General features: G+C 69.2%; 15 protein-coding genes and 1 riboswitch. Of the genes, 10 read left to right on the top strand and 5 right to left on the bottom strand.

The window, feature by feature from the left end; genetic code table 11:
* Positions 1-60 precede the first annotated feature (60 nt).
* Positions 61-1,677 (bottom strand): glycosyltransferase family protein, encoded by a 1,617-nt coding sequence (locus J8J14_RS07000; protein ID WP_209378754.1) that lies wholly within the window; start codon positions 1,675-1,677, stop codon positions 61-63.
* A gap of 158 nt (positions 1,678-1,835) precedes the next feature.
* Between J8J14_RS07000 and J8J14_RS24900 the strand changes: the two genes are divergently transcribed.
* Entirely contained in the window at positions 1,836-2,678 is an 843-nt protein-coding gene (locus J8J14_RS24900; protein WP_245215506.1) for an acyltransferase, read from the top strand.
* Here J8J14_RS24900 and J8J14_RS06990 read toward each other — a convergent pair.
* Positions 2,666-3,787 (bottom strand): hypothetical protein, encoded by a 1,122-nt coding sequence (locus tag J8J14_RS06990; RefSeq protein WP_209378753.1) that lies wholly within the window; start codon positions 3,785-3,787, stop codon positions 2,666-2,668. The genes J8J14_RS24900 and J8J14_RS06990 overlap by 13 nt on opposite strands.
* 76 nt (positions 3,788-3,863) lie before the next feature.
* Positions 3,864-4,928 carry an NAD-dependent epimerase/dehydratase family protein gene (locus J8J14_RS06985; RefSeq protein WP_342452406.1) on the bottom strand — a complete coding sequence of 355 codons (1,065 nt, stop codon included), beginning with the start codon at positions 4,926-4,928 and terminating at the stop codon, positions 3,864-3,866.
* A gap of 105 nt (positions 4,929-5,033) precedes the next feature.
* Positions 5,034-5,139: riboswitch (TPP riboswitch) on the top strand.
* On the opposite strand from J8J14_RS06985, the gene J8J14_RS06980 reads away from it, so the two are divergent.
* The 3 genes from J8J14_RS06980 (at position 5,132) to J8J14_RS06970 (ending at position 7,847) form a co-directional block, all read left to right on the top strand.
* Positions 5,132-5,284, top strand: coding sequence for a hypothetical protein (locus tag J8J14_RS06980; RefSeq protein ID WP_209378752.1), 153 nt, complete (start codon positions 5,132-5,134; stop codon positions 5,282-5,284). Its footprint overlaps the riboswitch before it by 8 nt.
* Entirely contained in the window at positions 5,263-6,825 is a 1,563-nt protein-coding gene (locus J8J14_RS06975; protein ID WP_209378751.1) for an ABC transporter substrate-binding protein, read from the top strand. Before J8J14_RS06980 ends, J8J14_RS06975 begins: the two co-directional genes overlap by 22 nt.
* A gap of 98 nt (positions 6,826-6,923) precedes the next feature.
* Positions 6,924-7,847 carry a LysR family transcriptional regulator gene (locus J8J14_RS06970; RefSeq protein ID WP_245215505.1) on the top strand — a complete coding sequence of 308 codons (924 nt, stop codon included), beginning with the start codon at positions 6,924-6,926 and terminating at the stop codon, positions 7,845-7,847.
* Between the two features lie 6 nt (positions 7,848-7,853).
* Here J8J14_RS06970 and J8J14_RS06965 read toward each other — a convergent pair whose 3' ends face one another.
* Positions 7,854-8,912, bottom strand: coding sequence for an isocitrate/isopropylmalate dehydrogenase family protein (locus tag J8J14_RS06965; protein ID WP_209378749.1), 1,059 nt, complete (start codon positions 8,910-8,912; stop codon positions 7,854-7,856).
* 361 nt (positions 8,913-9,273) lie between these two features.
* A complete protein-coding gene (locus J8J14_RS06960; RefSeq protein WP_209378748.1) occupies positions 9,274-9,609 on the bottom strand; it encodes a GIY-YIG nuclease family protein in 336 nt (111 codons plus the stop codon).
* Positions 9,610-9,742: 133 nt separating this feature from the next.
* On the opposite strand from J8J14_RS06960, the gene J8J14_RS06955 reads away from it, so the two are divergent.
* The 6 genes from J8J14_RS06955 to ligD all read left to right on the top strand — a co-directional run bounded on the left by J8J14_RS06955 (position 9,743) and on the right by ligD (position 17,622).
* Positions 9,743-11,098: an aldehyde dehydrogenase family protein gene (locus J8J14_RS06955; protein WP_209378747.1), complete on the top strand. Its 1,356-nt coding sequence runs from the start codon at positions 9,743-9,745 to the stop codon at positions 11,096-11,098.
* On the top strand, positions 11,095-12,279 hold the full coding sequence (locus J8J14_RS06950) for a BaiN/RdsA family NAD(P)/FAD-dependent oxidoreductase (protein ID WP_209378746.1): 1,185 nt from the start codon (positions 11,095-11,097) through the stop codon (positions 12,277-12,279). The genes J8J14_RS06955 and J8J14_RS06950 overlap by 4 nt, the downstream gene beginning before the upstream one ends.
* Positions 12,280-12,582: 303 nt before the next feature.
* Positions 12,583-13,149 (top strand): HD domain-containing protein, encoded by a 567-nt coding sequence (locus tag J8J14_RS06945; protein WP_209378745.1) that lies wholly within the window; start codon positions 12,583-12,585, stop codon positions 13,147-13,149.
* A gap of 98 nt (positions 13,150-13,247) precedes the next feature.
* A complete protein-coding gene (locus J8J14_RS06940) occupies positions 13,248-14,879 on the top strand; it encodes an NAD(P)/FAD-dependent oxidoreductase (protein WP_209378744.1) in 1,632 nt (543 codons plus the stop codon).
* A gap of 126 nt (positions 14,880-15,005) precedes the next feature.
* The gene (locus tag J8J14_RS06935; protein WP_209378743.1) at positions 15,006-16,037 is read left to right on the top strand and encodes an LLM class flavin-dependent oxidoreductase; all 1,032 of its coding nucleotides are present in this window, start codon (positions 15,006-15,008) and stop codon (positions 16,035-16,037) included.
* A gap of 46 nt (positions 16,038-16,083) precedes the next feature.
* Entirely contained in the window at positions 16,084-17,622 is a 1,539-nt protein-coding gene (gene ligD / locus J8J14_RS06930) for a non-homologous end-joining DNA ligase (protein ID WP_209378742.1), read from the top strand.
* Positions 17,623-17,632: the final 10 nt, after the last annotated feature.

Here is a 17,632-nt window from a genome sequence, read left to right as displayed (position 1 = left end):
TAACACCCTGCCATTTCACCACGAAGGATGCCCTTCGGCAATCATCCGTAACCGCATGAGTCAGACGACCTCGAAGATCCGTCCAAGAAAAGCGGCGAGGATCGCCTCGGGAGAGCGCAGGAGGCGTGGCGACATCACCCGCAGCGTGCCCACCTGTTCCTCGATATGGAAGAAGTCGAGCGCGCGGTCGTAATTGGGGCGGCGCTCGCCGACATCATGGATCATGACGAGCGGTGGTGGGTGTTGCCCGCGATGTGCCGCGGCCAGCAGGGCGGTGGAAAGGCAGCAGGCCACGCGAAAACGGCCATCGACGAAGACGAGGTCCGGAAATGTCCCGAGCCGGTCCCATTCCTCCCACATCCGGGCGATGTAGTTCGGCCATGGACGAATCGCGTTGCGGTCCACCGGCGAGCCCCAGGCCCCCACGGGGCCGATATCGGCGTGGAGGATGGAGGCGCGCCCCGCCGCGATGACGGCGGCCACTTCCTCATCCTCGCGCACGGTTCTGGCCCAGGCGGGATCCGACTCCACGCCCACCATCAGATCGAAGCCCTGCCGCGCCGCGAGCAGCGTCGAACCGCCCGTGCCGAACTCCGCGTAGCGCCGCCGGCCGGAAGCGAGCATCCGCTCCAGGAGCTGCCGCTCCTCCGCGCTCATATGCGGGCCACGCAGCAAGGGGCGTGCCTTGGTGTCCCCTTCCGGGACCGGGCGGCGGGAGGGCGCTGGCGGTGTTGCCGGCTTTGGGGCCGGCCTGGGTGCGGGCGACTTGGGCTGCGGCTTCGCTTCGTTCTCGATGGCTTGGCGGCGCCGTTCCGTCTCCTCGGCCTGCATGGCTGCCAGGGCCGGGGCATCGGGGAAGTCGAAGGCCAGTTCCTCCGGGTCGATCCAGACGGTCCGGGCATATCCGGCTTGGTCGAAGCGCTCCTGGCTCATATGCAGCCCGACCGCGCCGATATAGCGCCCGCTGACGAGATGCGTGTTCAGGGCGACGTGGCCGAGAGCGTAGGTCACTGCCTTCTTCACATCGTCCTGCGAGGTGACGCCGACCAGGATGTCGCGCTCCCGGTAGCGCCGCCGGATATCGGGCGTGGAACGATCCTTGTAGTCCCGGCCGAGCACCATCTCGTAGTAGTCGGCCATGAGGGGCTGCATCGCCTCCCAATGGCGGCGGAACAGGCCGAAGCCCCACAGATGGCCGATCCGGCGCAGCATCCTGCGGTGTTTCAGCTGGTCCGCCGCGCTGGCGGTGAGATGGCCATAGGCGGCGAAATAGCCGATCTCCGGCGTGCCCTCCGCCCCGGTGCGCAGCATGTCCATGATGCGAAGGTAGCGCGGCGCAAGAACGAGGTCGTCTTCCAGGAAATAGGCGCAATCAGCCTTCATCTCGCGGAAGAACAGGGTTTCGGCGCGGAGGAAGTTCTCGGCGACGCCGAGATTCTCCTCGGCGGCGAGGACCTCGCCACGGGGAAAGATCTCGCGGAAGGTGGCGATGCTGGCATCGATGTCCTTCGCGTCCGCCTTCACCCGCCCGCTGCGGCGGTTGTTCCAGTGGTCCTGGAAGAGGAAGACCTGGCGCTCCTCGATCCGCGCATCCTGCTGCGCGGCGAGGGATGCGAGGACCTGACGCAGGTAATCCGGCCGGTTGAACGACATCACGGCGATCGGAGGATGGCGCATTCCGTCCCTGTGGTCCTGCGGATGCCCGATGTTCAAGGGCGGGCGCATAAGGCGCGCGCGCCTCAATGAGTGTCAAGCCAAGGGATGGCCGCCTTGACGCATCCGGCGGGGCTGAGGAGTCTCCACCCGGCCTGGATGGGCGCAGCCTTGGAGGAGACATGAGCGTGCATCCTGTCTTCTCTCCCGAGAACACGCCGGCCGCCCTGCTCGGCGCCCATCCCGCCTGGCCGACAGCCCTGCGCTTCGGCCAGGGCTGGACACCCCCGGAGATCAGCGAAGTCCTGGAGATCGCGCTTGACGAAGCGGCGCTTCCGGTTCTCGCCGAACGTGGCGTGACCGTGAAAAACGGGTTGGGGAAGGGGAACCGGCTTCTGCTGGATGCGCGCACGCCGAAGCAGCGGCTGTCCATCGATCTCTCCCGCGCGAGCGGCAGCACGATCCTGCTGGGGCGCCATGCGCGGCTGGCCGGCGAGATCTCGGCGGTCGGGCGCGGCCATCTGCTGGCCTCCACAGGCTGGGACAACCCTTCGATCGCCATGGTCCATTGCACCATGCGCGGGGAGCGCTCTCTCATTTTCCTCGGCCACGGCCTCACCTCGAACCGCACCAACATGCTGGCGGAGGGGCCCGAGGGCGCGGTGCTGGTGGGCGATGACGCCATGTTCGCGACGGGGATCACGATCCGAACCTCGGATTCGCACGCCATCATCGATCTCGGCACGCGCAGTCAGGTGAATTTTCCGGCGCCGGTGGTGATCGAGCCCCATGTGTGGATCGGGCAGGACGCGCTGCTGATGAAGGGAGTCACGATCGGCGCGGGATCAATCGTGGCGGGACGGGCGGTGGTGACCGGGGATGTGGGGCCTCGCGTGCTGGTGGCCGGCGTTCCGGCGCGGGTGCTGCGCGAGAATGTCAGCTGGAGCCGCCATTCCAGGCCGCGCCCGGACCAGATCGAGGCGATGATCGGCGCCCTGCCGGGAGCGGACTCTCAGGCCAGGTAGAAGCCTTTTCCCTGCGCTTCCTTACTCCGCAGTAGGGAACGGCGGATCTGCCGCAGAGTGCGCTGGCCAACGTTCTGTGTGTAATAGGCCTCGTCATTGGGCAGGCGGTCCATCACCAGCCGCCAGAGCCAGTCGATCTCCTCCCGCGTTACCGGCCGGTCCGGGTTGAACAGGTGCCTGCGCATCTCCTCCAACTGGGCAGGATAGGCGGTCTGGCGGTGGGCGGCGCAGGCCGCGCGCTTCGTCGCGATGATCTCGGCGATGATGTCCGGCGTTGCCGCGGGCAGGGTGGCCGGCAGGGAGCCGACATAAGCCATGCTGCCGAAGCCGAGCTTCTCGAAGTTGGCCGGTTTGAAGGATTCGCCCTGCGCCCCGATATAGCGCGCGTAGCAGACGTCGGTGTTGATGCGGGCGAAGCCGAGATCGGCGCAGGCCATGGTCTTGGCCACGTCCTGCGAGGATGCGGTGCTGGAGACAGCCTTCGCGTCGTAGAGCTCCACGATCCGAAGATGCGGGCGGGCCTGATAGTCCACCTGCGCATAGACTTCATGGAAAGGCTTGAGCCAGGGCTGCATCGCACGCCAGCAGCGCCGCGTGAGGGCAAATCCCCAGTGATGCTCCATGGGCACCAGCTTCGGCGCCTGTGGATCGGAGGCGCGGAGATGATCGCCATAGGCGGCGAAATAGCCGATATCCTTGTGCGGCATCAGCAGGCGCCGCAGTTGCTCCAGCATGGCCAGGTAACAGGGGCCTAGCTCGAGATCCTCCTCGAAGAAATAGGCAACCTCGGCCTTCAGCGTGTCGAATGCCAGCTTCTCGCCGCGATGCAGGTTCAGCGCGATGCCGAGATTCTCGGGTGAGGCATGCACATGCCCGCGGGGGAAGATCTCGCGGAAGGTGGCGATGCTCGCCTCGATCAGTTCAGGCTCACCATAGACGATGCCGGAGCGGCGCGACCGGGAGCCGTCCTGCAGAAGATGCACCTGCTCGTCCGAAATGGAGACGCCCTGCTGCGCCTTCATGGATTCGCAAAGCTTCCGGAGATAATCCGGCCGCGTGAAGGAGAAGATGATGATGGGCGCATCGACGGGCGAGGAGGATGTGGGCATCGCTCACGCCTCCTGAAGGTCGGGATGAAGGGGCAGGGCGGCACGCAGCCATGCCGGCCGGTGGCGATAAGCCATGCTAGCCGAAATGGTTCCGCCACCAGGCCACGAAATGGGAGAGGCCGGTGCGGAGATCCGTGGTGGGTTCCCAGCCGAAGTCCCGCTTCATGGCGGACACGTCGGCGAAGGTGGCCGGCACGTCGCCGGGCTGCATGGGCTTGAGAACGCGATGGGCCTGCACGCCCAGCAGCTCCTCGAGGAGGCCGACCATGTCGAGCAGCTCCTCCGGGTTGCTGTTGCCGATATTATAGAGGCGGTGCCCGCCATCGGCCGGGGGTTGGTCCAGGGCAGCGATCACCCCGGCCACGATGTCCGAGACGAAGGTGAAGTCACGGCGCATGCGCCCTTCGTTGAACAGTTCGATCGGGCGGCCCTTCAGCATGGCCTCGGTGAAGAGCCAATAAGCCATGTCCGGCCGGCCCCAGGGCCCGTAGACCGTGAAGAAGCGCAGCCCGGTGAGCGGCAGGTGGTAGAGATCGGTGTAGACGCTGCTCATCAGCTCGCCCGCGCGCTTGGTGGCGGCATAGAGCGAGGCGGGATGATCCACCCGGTCCGTCTCCTGGAAGGAGCCGCCATCGGTGCGGGAGCCATAGACCGAGCTGGTGGAGGCATAGACGGTGTGGCCGATCCGCCCCTCGCTGCGTCTCACGCCCTCGAGAATGCCGAGATGGCCGGTGACATTGGCCGCCGTGTAGGCGAAGGGTGCCTGGAGGGACCAGCGCACCCCGGCCTGGGCGCCCAGATGGGCGACACGGTCGATCTCGGGATGCGCCGCCATCAGCGCCAGCAGCGCCTCCGTATCCGCCAGGTCGATCCGGTGCATCCGGAAGGCGCCTGGGCGGGCATTGCCCGTCAGCGCCATCACCCGGGCCTCCTTCAGCGCGGGATCATAATAGGGATTGAAGTTGTCAATCCCGATCACCTCGTCGCCCCTGGCCAGCAGGGCCTGGCAGAGATGCGCGCCGATGAAGCCGGCCGCGCCGGTGACGAGAATGCGCCCCATGATCAGGCCGCGCGCAGGCCGGCGGGGTGGCAGGCCTCCGGTCGCTGCGCGGAAGGGCAGATGGGCATCAGCGCGCTCCATGGGCGGTGGCTTGTCGGGAACCGTATAGCGCCGGGCTGCCGGCCCCACCATCCACCCTCCGGCCCGCCCTTCTTGCTTCGGGCGGGCGGCTGTTCCATACCGCCGGCGGACATCGGGGGGAGCCCATTCCGGGCTGAGAGGCGGGGAGACCCGCGACCCCTGGAACCTGACCCGGTTCGGACCGGCGTAGGGATCGGTGCACCATGACGACCAGGCGCCCCTCGCGCGTGAAGCGGCCCTACCGCCTGCCCCGGCAGCGCGCGGTGCTGCCGCGTGCCGGGGGCCCGGGTCCGGCCCCGCTTCCTTCCCCCGATCGCGGGATGGAGGAAGCCCCGTGCATCGCCGATCTCTGCTGACGGGCGCCGCTCTTGCGGCGCTCCCACTACCCGCACTGGCCCAACCGGCCCGGGCCCGCACGCTTCGCTTCGTGCCCCAGGCGGCGCTGACGGCGCTGGACCCGATCGTGCAGAACGCCACGATCAGCACCACCCATGGCTTCTGCGTCTTCGACACGCTCTTTGGCACGGATGGAAAGCTGAACCCCCGCCCGCAGATGGCGGCGGGGCATGAGATGAGCCCGGATGGGCTGCTCTGGACCATTCGCCTGCGGGATGGCCTTCGTTTTCATGACGGTGAGCCCGTGCGCGCCCGGGACTGCGTGGCCAGCCTGAAGCGCTGGTGCGTGCGGGACCTGTTCGGGCAGATCCTGGGCCGGGCCGTGGCCGAATGGGGCGCTCCGGATGACCGCACCCTGACCATCCGCCTGAACCGGCCCTTCCCCGCCATGCTATATGCCCTGGGCAAGCCGGCGGGCGTGCCCCCCTTCATCATGCCTGAGCGCCTGGCTTCCACCGCGCCGGACAAGCCCGTGCCGGAGATGATCGGCAGCGGGCCCTGGAAGTTCCTGGCAGGCGAGTTCAACCCCGGCAGCTTCGTCGCCTATGCCCGGAACGAGGCCTATGTCCCGCGTGACGAGCCGGCCGAGGGCGCCTCGGGCGGCAAGCGCGTGCATTTCGACCGGCTGGAGTGGCACATCATCCCCGATGGCGCGACGGCCGGCGCAGCCCTGCAGCGCGGCGAGGTGGACTGGGTGGAATACCCTCTGCCGGACCTGCTGCCGCTGCTGCAGCGGGACCGGAATATCCGCACCCAGATCTACGACCCGATCGGCTTTCTCGGCGTCATCCGCTTCAACCACCTCCACGCCCCCTTCAACAAGGTGGAGGTGCGGCGCGCGGTGCGGGACTGCATCAGCCAGCCCGACCACATGACGGCCGTGGCCGCCCCGGGCGACTGGCGCGAGTGCCACGCCCTCTTCCCCTGCACCCTGCCGGGCGTGGCCGAGTTCCCGGCCCCGCCCCGCGATTTCGACAAGGCACGCGCCGTGATCCGTGCCGCCGGAGTGGAAGGGGCGAAGGTGGTGGTGATCAACCCCACGGACTTTGCCGCCGTGGCGCCGCAGGGGCGGCTGGCCGCCGATGTCTGCCGCCAGCTCGGTTTCCGGGTGGAGCTGCAGGAGATGGACTGGGCCGCGATGCTCAGCCGCCGCAACTCGCGTGAAGATGCGGATCATGGCGGGTGGAGCATCTATCCCACCAACTTCCCCGCCGCTTCCATCGCCAATCCCGCGGTGAATTCCGGCATCCGCGGCGATGGCCCGACGGCCTGGTTCGGCTGGCCGACCGATCCGGAAACGGAGAGGAACATCGAGCGCTGGCTCTACGCGGTCGATGCCCGGGCCCAGGCGCAGGCCTTCGCGGATGTGCAGCGTTCCGCCTGGGACCATGTGGGCTTCGCGCCCAGCGGGCTCTTCGTGCTCAAGACCGGCTTCCGGTCCGACCTCTCAGGCGTTCTGCAGGGCCCCAACCCCTATATGTGGAACCTGCGGCGGGGCTGAGGCTGCCTCTGCGGGAAGGGCGGCTCCTCACGGTCTCGCGCCGCAGGGGCTGCCCGCCCATATTCGTCCCGTGAATGGATTTATGCGGGAGGCCGGGCTTGGCGCAGAGGACGGATGATGGCGGGCTGCGGAAGCTGGACCTGAACCTGCTTCCCGTTTTCGCGGCGCTGATGCGGGAACGGAGTGTCACCCGTGCCGGGGAGGTCCTGTTCCTTTCCCAGCCAGCCACCTCCTCCGCCCTCGGCCGGCTGCGCGCCTTCTTCGGGGATGAGCTCTTCGTGCGGAACGGGCGCGTCCTGGAGCCCACACCCCGGGCGCAGGCGCTGATGGATCAGCTTGCCCCCGCCATGCAGGCCGTGGCCGGGGCGATCGCCGGTTCCATTCCCTTCGATCCCGCGACCGACACCCGTACCTTCCGCATCGGCATGAGCGAGGACATCCAGATGGCGATGATCCCGGTGCTGCCCCGGCTGCGGAAGGCGGCGCCGCGTTGCCGGATCATCATCCGCGCGGCCACCTACCGCACCATCCCGCGCATGCTGGATTCGCGGGAGATCAACATGGCGGTGGGCCATGTCGAGGACCTGCCGGCAGCCGCCAAGCAGCGCGTGCTTCGCCGCTGCGGCTGGCGCGTGCTGCGGGATGCGGAGTCGCCTGGGCCGGTGGACCTCGATAGCTACTGCGCCCGGCCGCATATGCTGGTCACGCCCCGCGGGGACCTGTCCGGCATCGCCGATGAGGAGCTGGCGAAGCTGGGCCGCAGCCGCCAGATCGTCCTGGGCGTGCCGGATTTCGGGCTGATGCCGCGCACGCTGATCGGGACGGACCTGCTCTGCCTGGTCAGCGAGGCCGTGGTGGATGCGGTGGCGGCGCTGGGTGGGATGGAGGGCCTTGCGGCCGATCCGCCTCCCTTCGCCTGCCCGGAGGCCGTTACCTACATGGCCTGGCGCACGGCCGTGGACCAGGATCCGGGTGAGGCTTGGCTGCGCGCGCAGCTCATCCACCACCTGGCGCGGCGATAGGACGGATCAGCGCAGCCGCGCCGCGACAGCCTCCCCGGCCGCGCGCGTGCCCAGCCTGCCGCCCAGGTCGGCCGTGATATCCCCGGCCGAGACAGCCTCGGCCACCGCGGCCTCGATCGAGCGCGCGGCGCGCATATAGGCATCCCCGCCGCGGCGGCCGCCGTGCCAGTCCAGCAGCTGGGCGACGGAAAGGATGAGGGAGAGCGGGTTCGCCCGGTCCTGCCCCGCGATATCGGGCGCGGAGCCATGGGCGGCCTGGGCCATGGCATGCTCCATCCCGGCATTCACCGACCCGCCCAGGCCGATACTACCTGAAAGCTCGGCGGTCATGTCCGAGAGGATGTCGCCGAACATGTTGGTGGTAACGATCACGTCGAAGCGCGAGGGATCGCGGATCAGCAGCGCGGCCATGGCATCCACGATCACCTCCTCCAGCACCACGCCAGGGAAGCGCTCCGCCGCCTTGCGGCATTCCTCCAGGAACATGCCGTCGCCCAGGGCCAGCACATTCGCCTTGTGCACGGCGGTCACGCGCCCGCGCCGCGCCGTGGCCAGGCGGAAGGCGGCCTTCGCGATGCGGGCGCAGCAGGGGCGGGTGATGCGGCGGAGGGAAATGCAGACATCCGGCGTCACCAGCATCTCGGCGCCGCCTTTCTCCATGTTGCGGTCGGCGTAGAAGCCCTCGGTGTTCTCGCGCACCACCACCAGGTCGAAGTCGCGCATGGCCGGGTGGGGCACGCCGGGATAGGTGCGGGCCGGGCGGATATTGGCGAAAAGATCCAGGCGCTTGCGGAAATAGGCGGAAGGATTGATCCCGCCCTTGCTCTCATCCGTGTAGTCATAGGTGGACATGGGGCCCATCAGCAGCCCGTCCGCCTGCTTCACGATCTCCAGCAGGCCCGGGCGAAGCGTGGTGCCATAACGGCGCAGGCTTTCATGCCCGGCGACATCATGCGTGAGGTTCAGGTTCAGGCCGTGGCGGTTGGCCGCGGCATCCAGCACGGCCAACGCGGCATCGGTGATCTCCGGCCCTATCCCATCGCCCGGCAGCACGATGATGTGCATGGCATCCCCTCATTGCTTGGCTGCTTCCTCTATCGGACGGGCGGCGCAGGGCGTCCACCGGGGGATCTGCCGGGGTTCGTGGTTCCCGGAGAGGGCTCTGCCCTCTCCGGATCTCGCCCGCCAAGGGCCTGAGGCCCTTGGAACCCCGTCTGGCTGCCGCGGATGCGGTGCAACACGGGGTTTCTTATTCCCCATCCTGCCCCTGCAGTCGCCTCCGGTCATGGACCGGAGGCGCACCGCCAGCCGAACCGCCCCAACTGATAGAAGAAGATGATGGTGAGGGGTCCGGGGAGAGGAAGAATTCCTTCTTCCTCTCCCCGGGAAGCACGAGCATTCCAGGAGCAGGAAGCACGTCCGGATATCAGATGATCCGCGCGCCCAGTTGCCCGGCCCAGTGCTGCCTGCGTTCCTTCAATGCCGCGTTCCGGGCATAGGGCAGGGTTTCCTCCGGCAGCCCTTCCAGCACCTCGAAGGCGATCGCGTCCTCGCCATGCGCGTTCCAGGCAGCCTGGAGCGTGGGGAAGGGGCAGCCGCCCATCCTCAGCTGGAACCAGATCCGGTTTTGGATGGTGCCGAGATCGGGCGCGGCGCCCACCCAGGCTTCCCCTGTGGGCGCGCAGCGCAGCGCGTAGACGCCTGCCGGGATCTTGCGCTCCTTGTAGGCCGCAACGGCGGCCCGCCTCTCCTGCCCGAGCATGGGCTGCTCCTTGATCGCGTCCGGGGTGGGTACCCGCATTATACCCGGAAGAAAATCTGCGCAAGAATAAACCCGGGTAAAATCCTGCGTGCCGCTCCATCGCCTTCAGGGGCCGATCGGTTTACAGCAGGGCATGGCCGAAGCCCCCGCCCTGCTGGACGCCGCCCGTGCCCATTTCTCCACGGGCAAGACAAGACCCCTGGACGCACGGCGTGCCGCGCTGATCGCCCTGCGGGACGGGCTTGAGGCCATGGAGCCGGAACTGCTCGCCGCCCTGCATTCCGATCTCGGCAAGTCGGAATTCGAGGCCTGGACCTCCGAGATCCTGCTCGTGCGGCAGGAGATCGCGCTCGCCCTCAAGCGCCTGCCCCGCTGGGCGGCGGAGCGGCGGGTGAGGGGGCGCTGGTTCCACTTCCCCGGCCGCGCCGCGCTGCGCATGGAGCCCCGAGGGGCGGTGCTGATCCTTGGCCCCTGGAACTACCCGGTGCAGCTCTGCCTCGTGCCCCTGGTCAGCGCCATCGCCGCCGGAAACGCCGTGGTGCTCAAGCCTTCGGAAGTGGCTCCGGCCACGGCGGCGGCGCTGGCACGGCTGGCGGCGCTCTGCTTCGCCCCCGGCCATGTGCAGGTCGTGCAGGGCGGGCCGGACATGGCCGCGGCGCTGACGGCGCAGCCCTTCGGCCACATCTTCTTCACCGGCAGCACCGAAACCGGCCGAAAGGTGGCCGAGGCCGCCGCGCGCAACCTGGCCACCACCACGCTGGAGCTGGGCGGGGCCAATCCCTGCATCGTGGATGAGAGCGCAGAGCCCGTGGTCACGGCGCGGCGCATCGCCTGGGCAAAGTTCCTGAATGCGGGCCAGACCTGCCTGGCCCCCAACCACCTGCTGGTGCATGAGAGCCGCGCCGAGCCGCTCATCGCCGCCCTGCGCGAGACGATCACGCGCTTCTACGGCGCAGACGGGCGCGGGATGCAACGCGTGGTGGATGCGCGCCATCTCGGGCGGCTGAAGGCGCTGCTGGCGCGGGGCCGCGTGCTGCATGGCGGCGCGGTGGACGAAAACGCGCTGCATATCCAGCCGACGCTCCTGGCCGACCCCGCCCCCGCCCTGCTGCGGGAGGAGATCTTCGGCCCCATCCTGCCCATCGTGACCTGGCGGGACCGGGCGGAGCTTCTGGCGGGGCTCTCTGGCCTGCCGGCACCGCTGGCGCTCTATGTCCATACCCGCGACCAGGGCCTGGCCGATGCGGTGGCGGCCGCGCTGCCATCCGGCGGGTTCTGCGTGAACGAGAACCTCGTCCACTGCACCGTGCCGGACCTGCCCTTCGGCGGCGTGGGGCCGAGCGGGCAGGGGCGCTACCACGGGCAGGCCGGGTTCGAGGCCTTCTCCAACGCGCGCGCGGTCTTCCGGCAGCCCGCGGGCATCGATCCGGCCATGCGTTATCCGCCCTACAAGGCGCCGCTCTCCATCATTAAACGCCTGATGGGATGAACAACCACTTCGACGCGATCATCCTGGGCGCCGGCGCGGCGGGGATGATGTGCGCCTTCACGGCGGGGCGGCGCGGCAGGCGCGTGCTGCTGCTGGACCATGCCGAGGCACCGGGGGCGAAGATCCTGATCTCCGGCGGCGGGCGCTGCAACTTCACGAACACGGGCACGGAGCCCTCGCGCTTCTTCTCGGCCAATCCGCATTTCGCGCGCTCGGCCCTCTCCCGCTACACGCAGCACGACTTCATCGCGCTGGTGGAGAAGCACCGCATTCCCTATCACGAGAAGACGCTGGGCCAGCTCTTCTGCGACGGCTCGGCGCGCGCCATCGTCGGCCTGCTGCTGGATGAGTGCGAGGCGGCGGGGGTTGATCTTCGCCTGCGGCACCGGGTCGTGGATGTGAGCCGCGCCGAGGCCTTCCGGGTGGAAACGGATCGCGGCACCTTCACCGCGCCCGCCCTGGTGCTGGCGACCGGCGGCCTCTCCATCCCGAAGATGGGCGCGACCGGGCTTTCCCTGGAGGTCGCGCGCCGCTTCGGCCTGCCCATCGTGGAGACCCGCCCGGCCCTGGTGCCGCTGACCTTCGGGGAGGCGGATCTGGCGTTGATGCGGCCCATTTCCGGCGTCTCCCTTCCCGTCGAGGCCCGTGCGGGCAAGACGCGGTTCCGGGAGGCGATGCTGTTTACCCATCGCGGCCTGTCCGGCCCGGCAATCCTGCAGGTTTCCACCCCCTGGCGCGCAGGAGAGGCGGTGACGCTGGACCTGCTGCCGGATGTGGATGCCACCGCCTGGTTGCTGGCCCGGAAGAACGAGCGCCCTAAGGCGGCGCTGCACACGGTGCTGGCCGAGCAGCTTCCCCAGCGCCTGGCCTCGGCGCTCGGGCAGGTGCGGCTGGCCCAGCACACGCGCCCCATCGGCGAGCTGGGCAACAAGGCCCTCAAGGAGGTCGCCACCCTGCTGAAGGGCATGGCGCTGACCCCCACGGGCACGGAAGGCTATGCCAAGGCCGAGGTGATGGCCGGCGGCGTGGACACCGCCGCCCTCTCCTCCCAGACCATGGCCGCCCAGGATGTGCCGGGCCTGCATGTGATCGGGGAGGCGGTGGACGTCACAGGCTGGCTGGGCGGATACAATTTCCAATGGGCCTGGTCGTCCGGATGGTGCGCGGGGATGTCGGTCTAGGCGGCTCCAGGGGCGCCTCTTTTCGGCAGCTATCCCGCTCCGCCCCGGGCCGCGCGATGGCGGCAATCCCGCCATGCCGGCCATGCGGTGGCGGCATGGTCGTGGCGGGACGACAATCCGGTACGCGATGCCGATTCGGAACGCTCCATCCCACTTTCCCCAGCCGCACGGAACGGCGGGGAAGCCCGCGAGGCCAGTGGCCCGGGACCTTGGGACGCAGCGCCGCACCAGAACCGATCCCAGAACATCAACACGAAAAGAGAGGAAGCTTTGACGCTGACAGGCTCAAATCAGGCATCATCCATGCTGGCCGAGGCCGCCATGCTCGCCATCCGGCTCCATGCCGGCCAGCTGCGCAAGGGAACCGCCATCCCCTATGCCAGCCATCTCTTCGCGGTGGCGGCCCTGGTGATGGAACAGGGCGGGGACGAGGAGCAGGCCTGCGCCGGCCTGCTGCACGACCTCATCGAGGATTGCGGGGCCGAGCACGAGGCCGAGATCCGCGAGCGCTTCGGGCCGCGCGTCGCGGGCATCGTCCGGGCCTGCACCGATGCGGATACCCAGCCCAAGCCGCCCTGGCGCGCCCGGAAGGAGGCCTATCTCGCCCATCTGGAGGAGGTGAGCCCCGACGCGCTCCTCGTCTCGGGCTGTGACAAGCTTCACAACGCCCGCGCCATCGTCGCCGATATCCGGGTCCATGGCGCGGAGGCCGTGTTCTCCCGCTTCACGGGCGGGCGCGAGGGCACGCTCTGGTACTACGCCTCCATCTCCCGGGTCATGTCCCGCCGGTTGGATGGAGGACTGCCGCGGATGATCGCGGATGCCGTGGCCGAGATGCACGCGCTGGCCGGGAGCGTCCCGGCCAGTTGAGGCCAGCCGCCCTCGTCGCCGGTCCGGGGAAATGCGCGGCCCCGGATCCGGCGCGCGAGTGTTATTCCACACCCGCAAGCCCTATATCCCGCCCTGCCATGCTGCGCCTCACCGAGATCAAGCTTCCCCTCGACCATGCCGACGATGCGCTGCGCGATGCCGTGCTGGCACGGCTGCGCATCCCTGCCGCGGATCTGCTGGACATCACCGTCTTCCGCCGCGGCCATGATGCCCGCCGGCGCGGCGCGATCACGCTGATCTACACGCTGGACGTGGCGGTGCGGGACGAGGCCGCGGTGCTGGCGCGCATGGCCGGGGAAAAGCACGTGGCCCCGACGCCGGAGACGGCCTACCGCCTGCCGCCCGCCCCGCCGGCGCCGCCGCGGCTGCGGCCCGTGGTGGTGGGCGCGGGGCCATGTGGCCTCTTCGCCATGCTCATCCTGGCGCAGATGGGCCTGAAGCCCATCCTGTTAGAGCGCGGCAAGGTGGTGCGTGAACGCACGCAGGACACATGGGGCCTGTGGCGCCGTTCCGTGCTGACCCCGGAGTCCAACGTGCAGTTCGGCGAGGGCGGGGCAGGCACCTTCTCGGACGGCAAGCTCTACAGCGGCATCGGCGACAATGCGAACCGCATCCGCAAGGTGCTGGAGGAGTTCGTGAAGGCCGGGGCGCCGGAGGAGATCCTCTATGTCTCCAAGCCCCATATCGGCACCTTCCGCCTCGTCTCCATGGTCGAGAAGATGCGCGCGCATATCGAATCCCTCGGCGGGCAGTACCGCTTCGGCACGCGGGCGGAAAGGCTGGAGCTGGGGCCGGACCGGCGCGTGCGCGGCCTGCACCTCTCGGACGGCTCCTTCCTGGAGGCGGACCATGTCGTGCTCGCGGTCGGGCATTCGGCGCGTGACACCTTCACCATGTTGCATGAGACCGGCGTGTTCATGGAGGCGAAGCCCTTCTCCATCGGCGTGCGGATCGAGCACCCGCAGGGGCTGATCGACCGCTGCCGTTTCGGGCCGCAGGCCGGGCACCCGCTGCTGGGCGCGGCCGACTACAAGATCGTGCATCATTGCAAGACGCCCGCGGCCGAGGGCCGTGCCGTCTATTCCTTCTGCATGTGCCCCGGCGGCACGGTGGTGGCCGCGACCTCCGAGCCCGGCCGCGTCGTCACCAACGGGATGAGCCAGTATTCGCGCAACGAGCGCAACGCGAATGCGGGCATCGTGGTGAGCATCACGCCGGAGCGCGACTATCCCGGCAGCCCGATCGCCGGCATCGCCTTCCAGCGGCACTGGGAGGAACGCGCCTTCGTCGCCGGCGGTGGCGATTACCGGGCACCCGCGCAGCGCGTGGAGGATTTCCTGGCCGGGCGCCCCTCCACCGGGCTGGGCGAGGTCATCCCCTCCTACAAGCCGGGCGTGACGCCGACGGATCTCTCCCAGTGCCTGCCCGGTTTCGCCGTGGCCGCGATCCGCGAGGCGCTGCCGGCCTTCGACCGCCAGATCAAGGGCTTCGCCATGGGCGACGCTGTGCTGACAGGGGTGGAGACCCGCACCTCCTCGCCGCTCCGGATCCGGCGCGACGAGACCGGGCAGAGCCTGAACACGCCCGGCCTGTTCCCGGCCGGCGAGGGGGCGGGCTATGCGGGCGGGATCCTCTCGGCCGGGGTGGACGGCATCCGCATCGCGGAAGCGGTGGCGGCGAGCCTTTCGGCGGGCGTCCTGGCCGCCTGAGGACGCCCGCATCACCTGCGTCAATGAGGGTGATTGACGCCACCGGGGCAGAGGCGTCTCGACCCGGCGATGGGCGGTGAATAGGTCAGCGGGCGAATGACGCACCCCACGGACGAAGGACATCACGTGGCCGCTTCCCTTGAATTCGCGCTCGACACCTTCGGCGATGTCACGGCCGGGCCGGATGGCGCGCTGCTGCCGCATGCCCAGGTGCTCCGGAACCTGGTAGAGGAGGCGGTGCTGGCGGATGGGCTGGGGATCGACTTCTTCGGCGTGGGCGAGCACCACCGCGCCGATTTCGCCGTCTCCTCGCCCGAGGTGCTGCTGGGCGCCATCGCATCCCGCACCAGCCGCATCCGCCTGGGCACGGCGGTGACTGTGCTGAGCTCGGACGACCCGATCCGGGTGTTCCAGCGCTTCTCCACGCTGGACGCCGTTTCCGGCGGCCGGGCGGAGGTGATCCTGGGGCGCGGCTCCTTCACGGAATCCTTCCCCCTCTTCGGCTTCGACCTGCAGGACTACGAGACGCTTTTCGAGGAAAAGCTGGACCTCTTCGCGGCGCTGCGGCGCGGAGGGCCCGTGACCTGGCAGGGCAGCATCCGCCCACCGCTGAAGGACCAGCGCGTCTTCCCGCCCGTCGAAGCGGGGCTGCTCAAGGCCTGGATCGGCGTGGGTGGCAGCCCGCAATCCGTCATCCGCGCGGCGCGCCACGGCATGCCCTTGATGCTGGCCATCATCGGCGGCGATCCCGCGCGCTTCCGCCCCTATGTGGACCTGTTCCACCAGGCGCTGGAGAAGCTGGAGCAGCCGCCGCAGCCCATCGGCGTGCATTCCCATGGCTATGTCGCCGAAACGGATGAGCAGGCGAAGGAGGAGCTCTGGCCGCACTGGAAGCGCTCCCGCGACCAGATCGGGGCGGAACGCGGCTGGCCGCCCGCGCAACGCCGGGATTTCGAGCGGGAAATCGAGGGCGGGTCCCTCTATGCCGGGGCACCGGAGACCGTCGCCCGCCGGATCGCCGCGACGGTGAAAACGCTGGGCCTGGCCCGCTTCGAGATGAAGTACAGCGCCGGCACATTGCCGCATGAGAGAATGATGCGCAGCATCGAGCTCTATGGCAGCAAGGTGATGCCGATGGTGCGCGACCTGCTGGCCTGAGCACCGGCCGGAACCGGCGCGGCAGGATCAGCGTTCCGAAGGCGTCATGGCCGATGATCCCCTTGCCCCCTACCGCGCCAGGCGCGACTTTCGCAGCAGCCCGGAGCCCGAGGGCGCCGCGCCGAAGCGGCGCCGGGCGAAGATGCTCTCCTTTGTCGTGCAGAAGCATGATGCCACGCGGCTGCACTATGATTTCCGGCTGGAACTGGGCGGCGTTCTGAAATCCTGGGCCGTGGCGCGCGGCCCCAGCCTGGACCCTGCGGACAAACGCCTTGCGGTCGAGGTGGAGGACCACCCGGTCGAGTATGGCAGGTTCGAGGGGCGCATCGCGGAGGGCTATGGCGCCGGCATCGTGATGCTCTGGGACCACGGGCGCTGGGAACCGGCTTCCGAGGACCCGGCGGCGGATCTGGAAAGGGGAAGCCTGCGCTTCACCCTGCACGGAGAGCGGCTGCGGGGTGCCTGGCATCTCGTGCGGATGCGCCCGCGCGGGGGCGAGGCGAAGCATAACTGGCTTCTCATCAAGGACGAGGATGGGGAGGCACGCCCCGGCGACAGGGATGCGTTGCTGGCGAACCTCACCACTTCCGTCGCCACGGGGCGGGACATGGAGGCGCTGGGAGGCAAGCCCGCCGCAACGCCGGGGCCACCGCGCAAGCGGGCCGCGCCCCGGAAGAAGGACGCCGCCGCGGCACCACCCCCGAAGCGCCCGGCCTCATCATCCCGCGTGGCGGTGGCGGGCGTCACCCTCTCGCATCCGGAAAAGCTCTATTGGCCGGAGGACGGGATCACCAAGCGCGAACTGGCGGAATACATGGAACAGGTGGCGCCGCGGCTGTTCCCCTGGATCGAGGGCCGCCCCCTCTCCCTGTTGCGCGCACCGGACGGGATCGGGGGAGAGCGCTTCTTCCAGCGGCATGGCGGACGCGGCGTCTCGCGCCTGCTGAGCCAGGTGAAACCGCGCGGCGAAACCTCCTCCCTGTTGCAGGTGGACAGGCCGGAGGCGCTGGTCGGGCTCGCGCAATGGGGCGCGCTGGAGATCCATCCCTGGCCCGCGCGCAGCGCCGCCATCACCAGGCCGGACCGGCTCATCCTGGATCTCGACCCCGCGGAGGACCTGCCCTTCGGCGCCGTGGTGGAGGCGGCGCTGATGCTGCGGGAGCGTGTCTCGGCGCTGGGGCTCGTGCCCTTCTGCAAGACCACGGGCGGGAAGGGGCTGCATGTCGTGGTGCCCGTGGAGGGGGTGAGCTGGAAGGCGCTGCACGACACGGCCGGGCGCATCTGCGCGAGGCTGGAGGAGGAGGCGCCGGACCGCTTCACCACCAGCAGCGCGAAGAATGATCGCCCCGGGCGGATCTTCCTGGATTACCAGCGCAATGCGCGCGGCGCATCCGCGGTGGCCGCCTGGTCGCCGCGCGCGCGGCCTGGCGCCACCGTCTCCATGCCGCTGGACTGGTCCGAGGTGAGGCCGGGGCTGGACCCGAAGGCCTTCACCATCCGCACGGCGCCGATGCGGCTCAAGGAGGCGGATCCGTGGAAGGACTTCTCCGCCTCCGCCCAGCCGCTGCCAGGAAAGCTGCCCTGAGGAGAGGGAG

Origin of the sequence: Pararoseomonas baculiformis, assembly GCF_017813395.1 — a bacterium.
GTDB classification, from domain to species: Bacteria; Pseudomonadota; Alphaproteobacteria; order Acetobacterales; family Acetobacteraceae; genus Roseomonas; species Roseomonas baculiformis.
The sequence above is the reverse complement of the archived record's forward strand: the minus strand, read 5'-3'. Positions and strand labels throughout refer to the sequence as shown.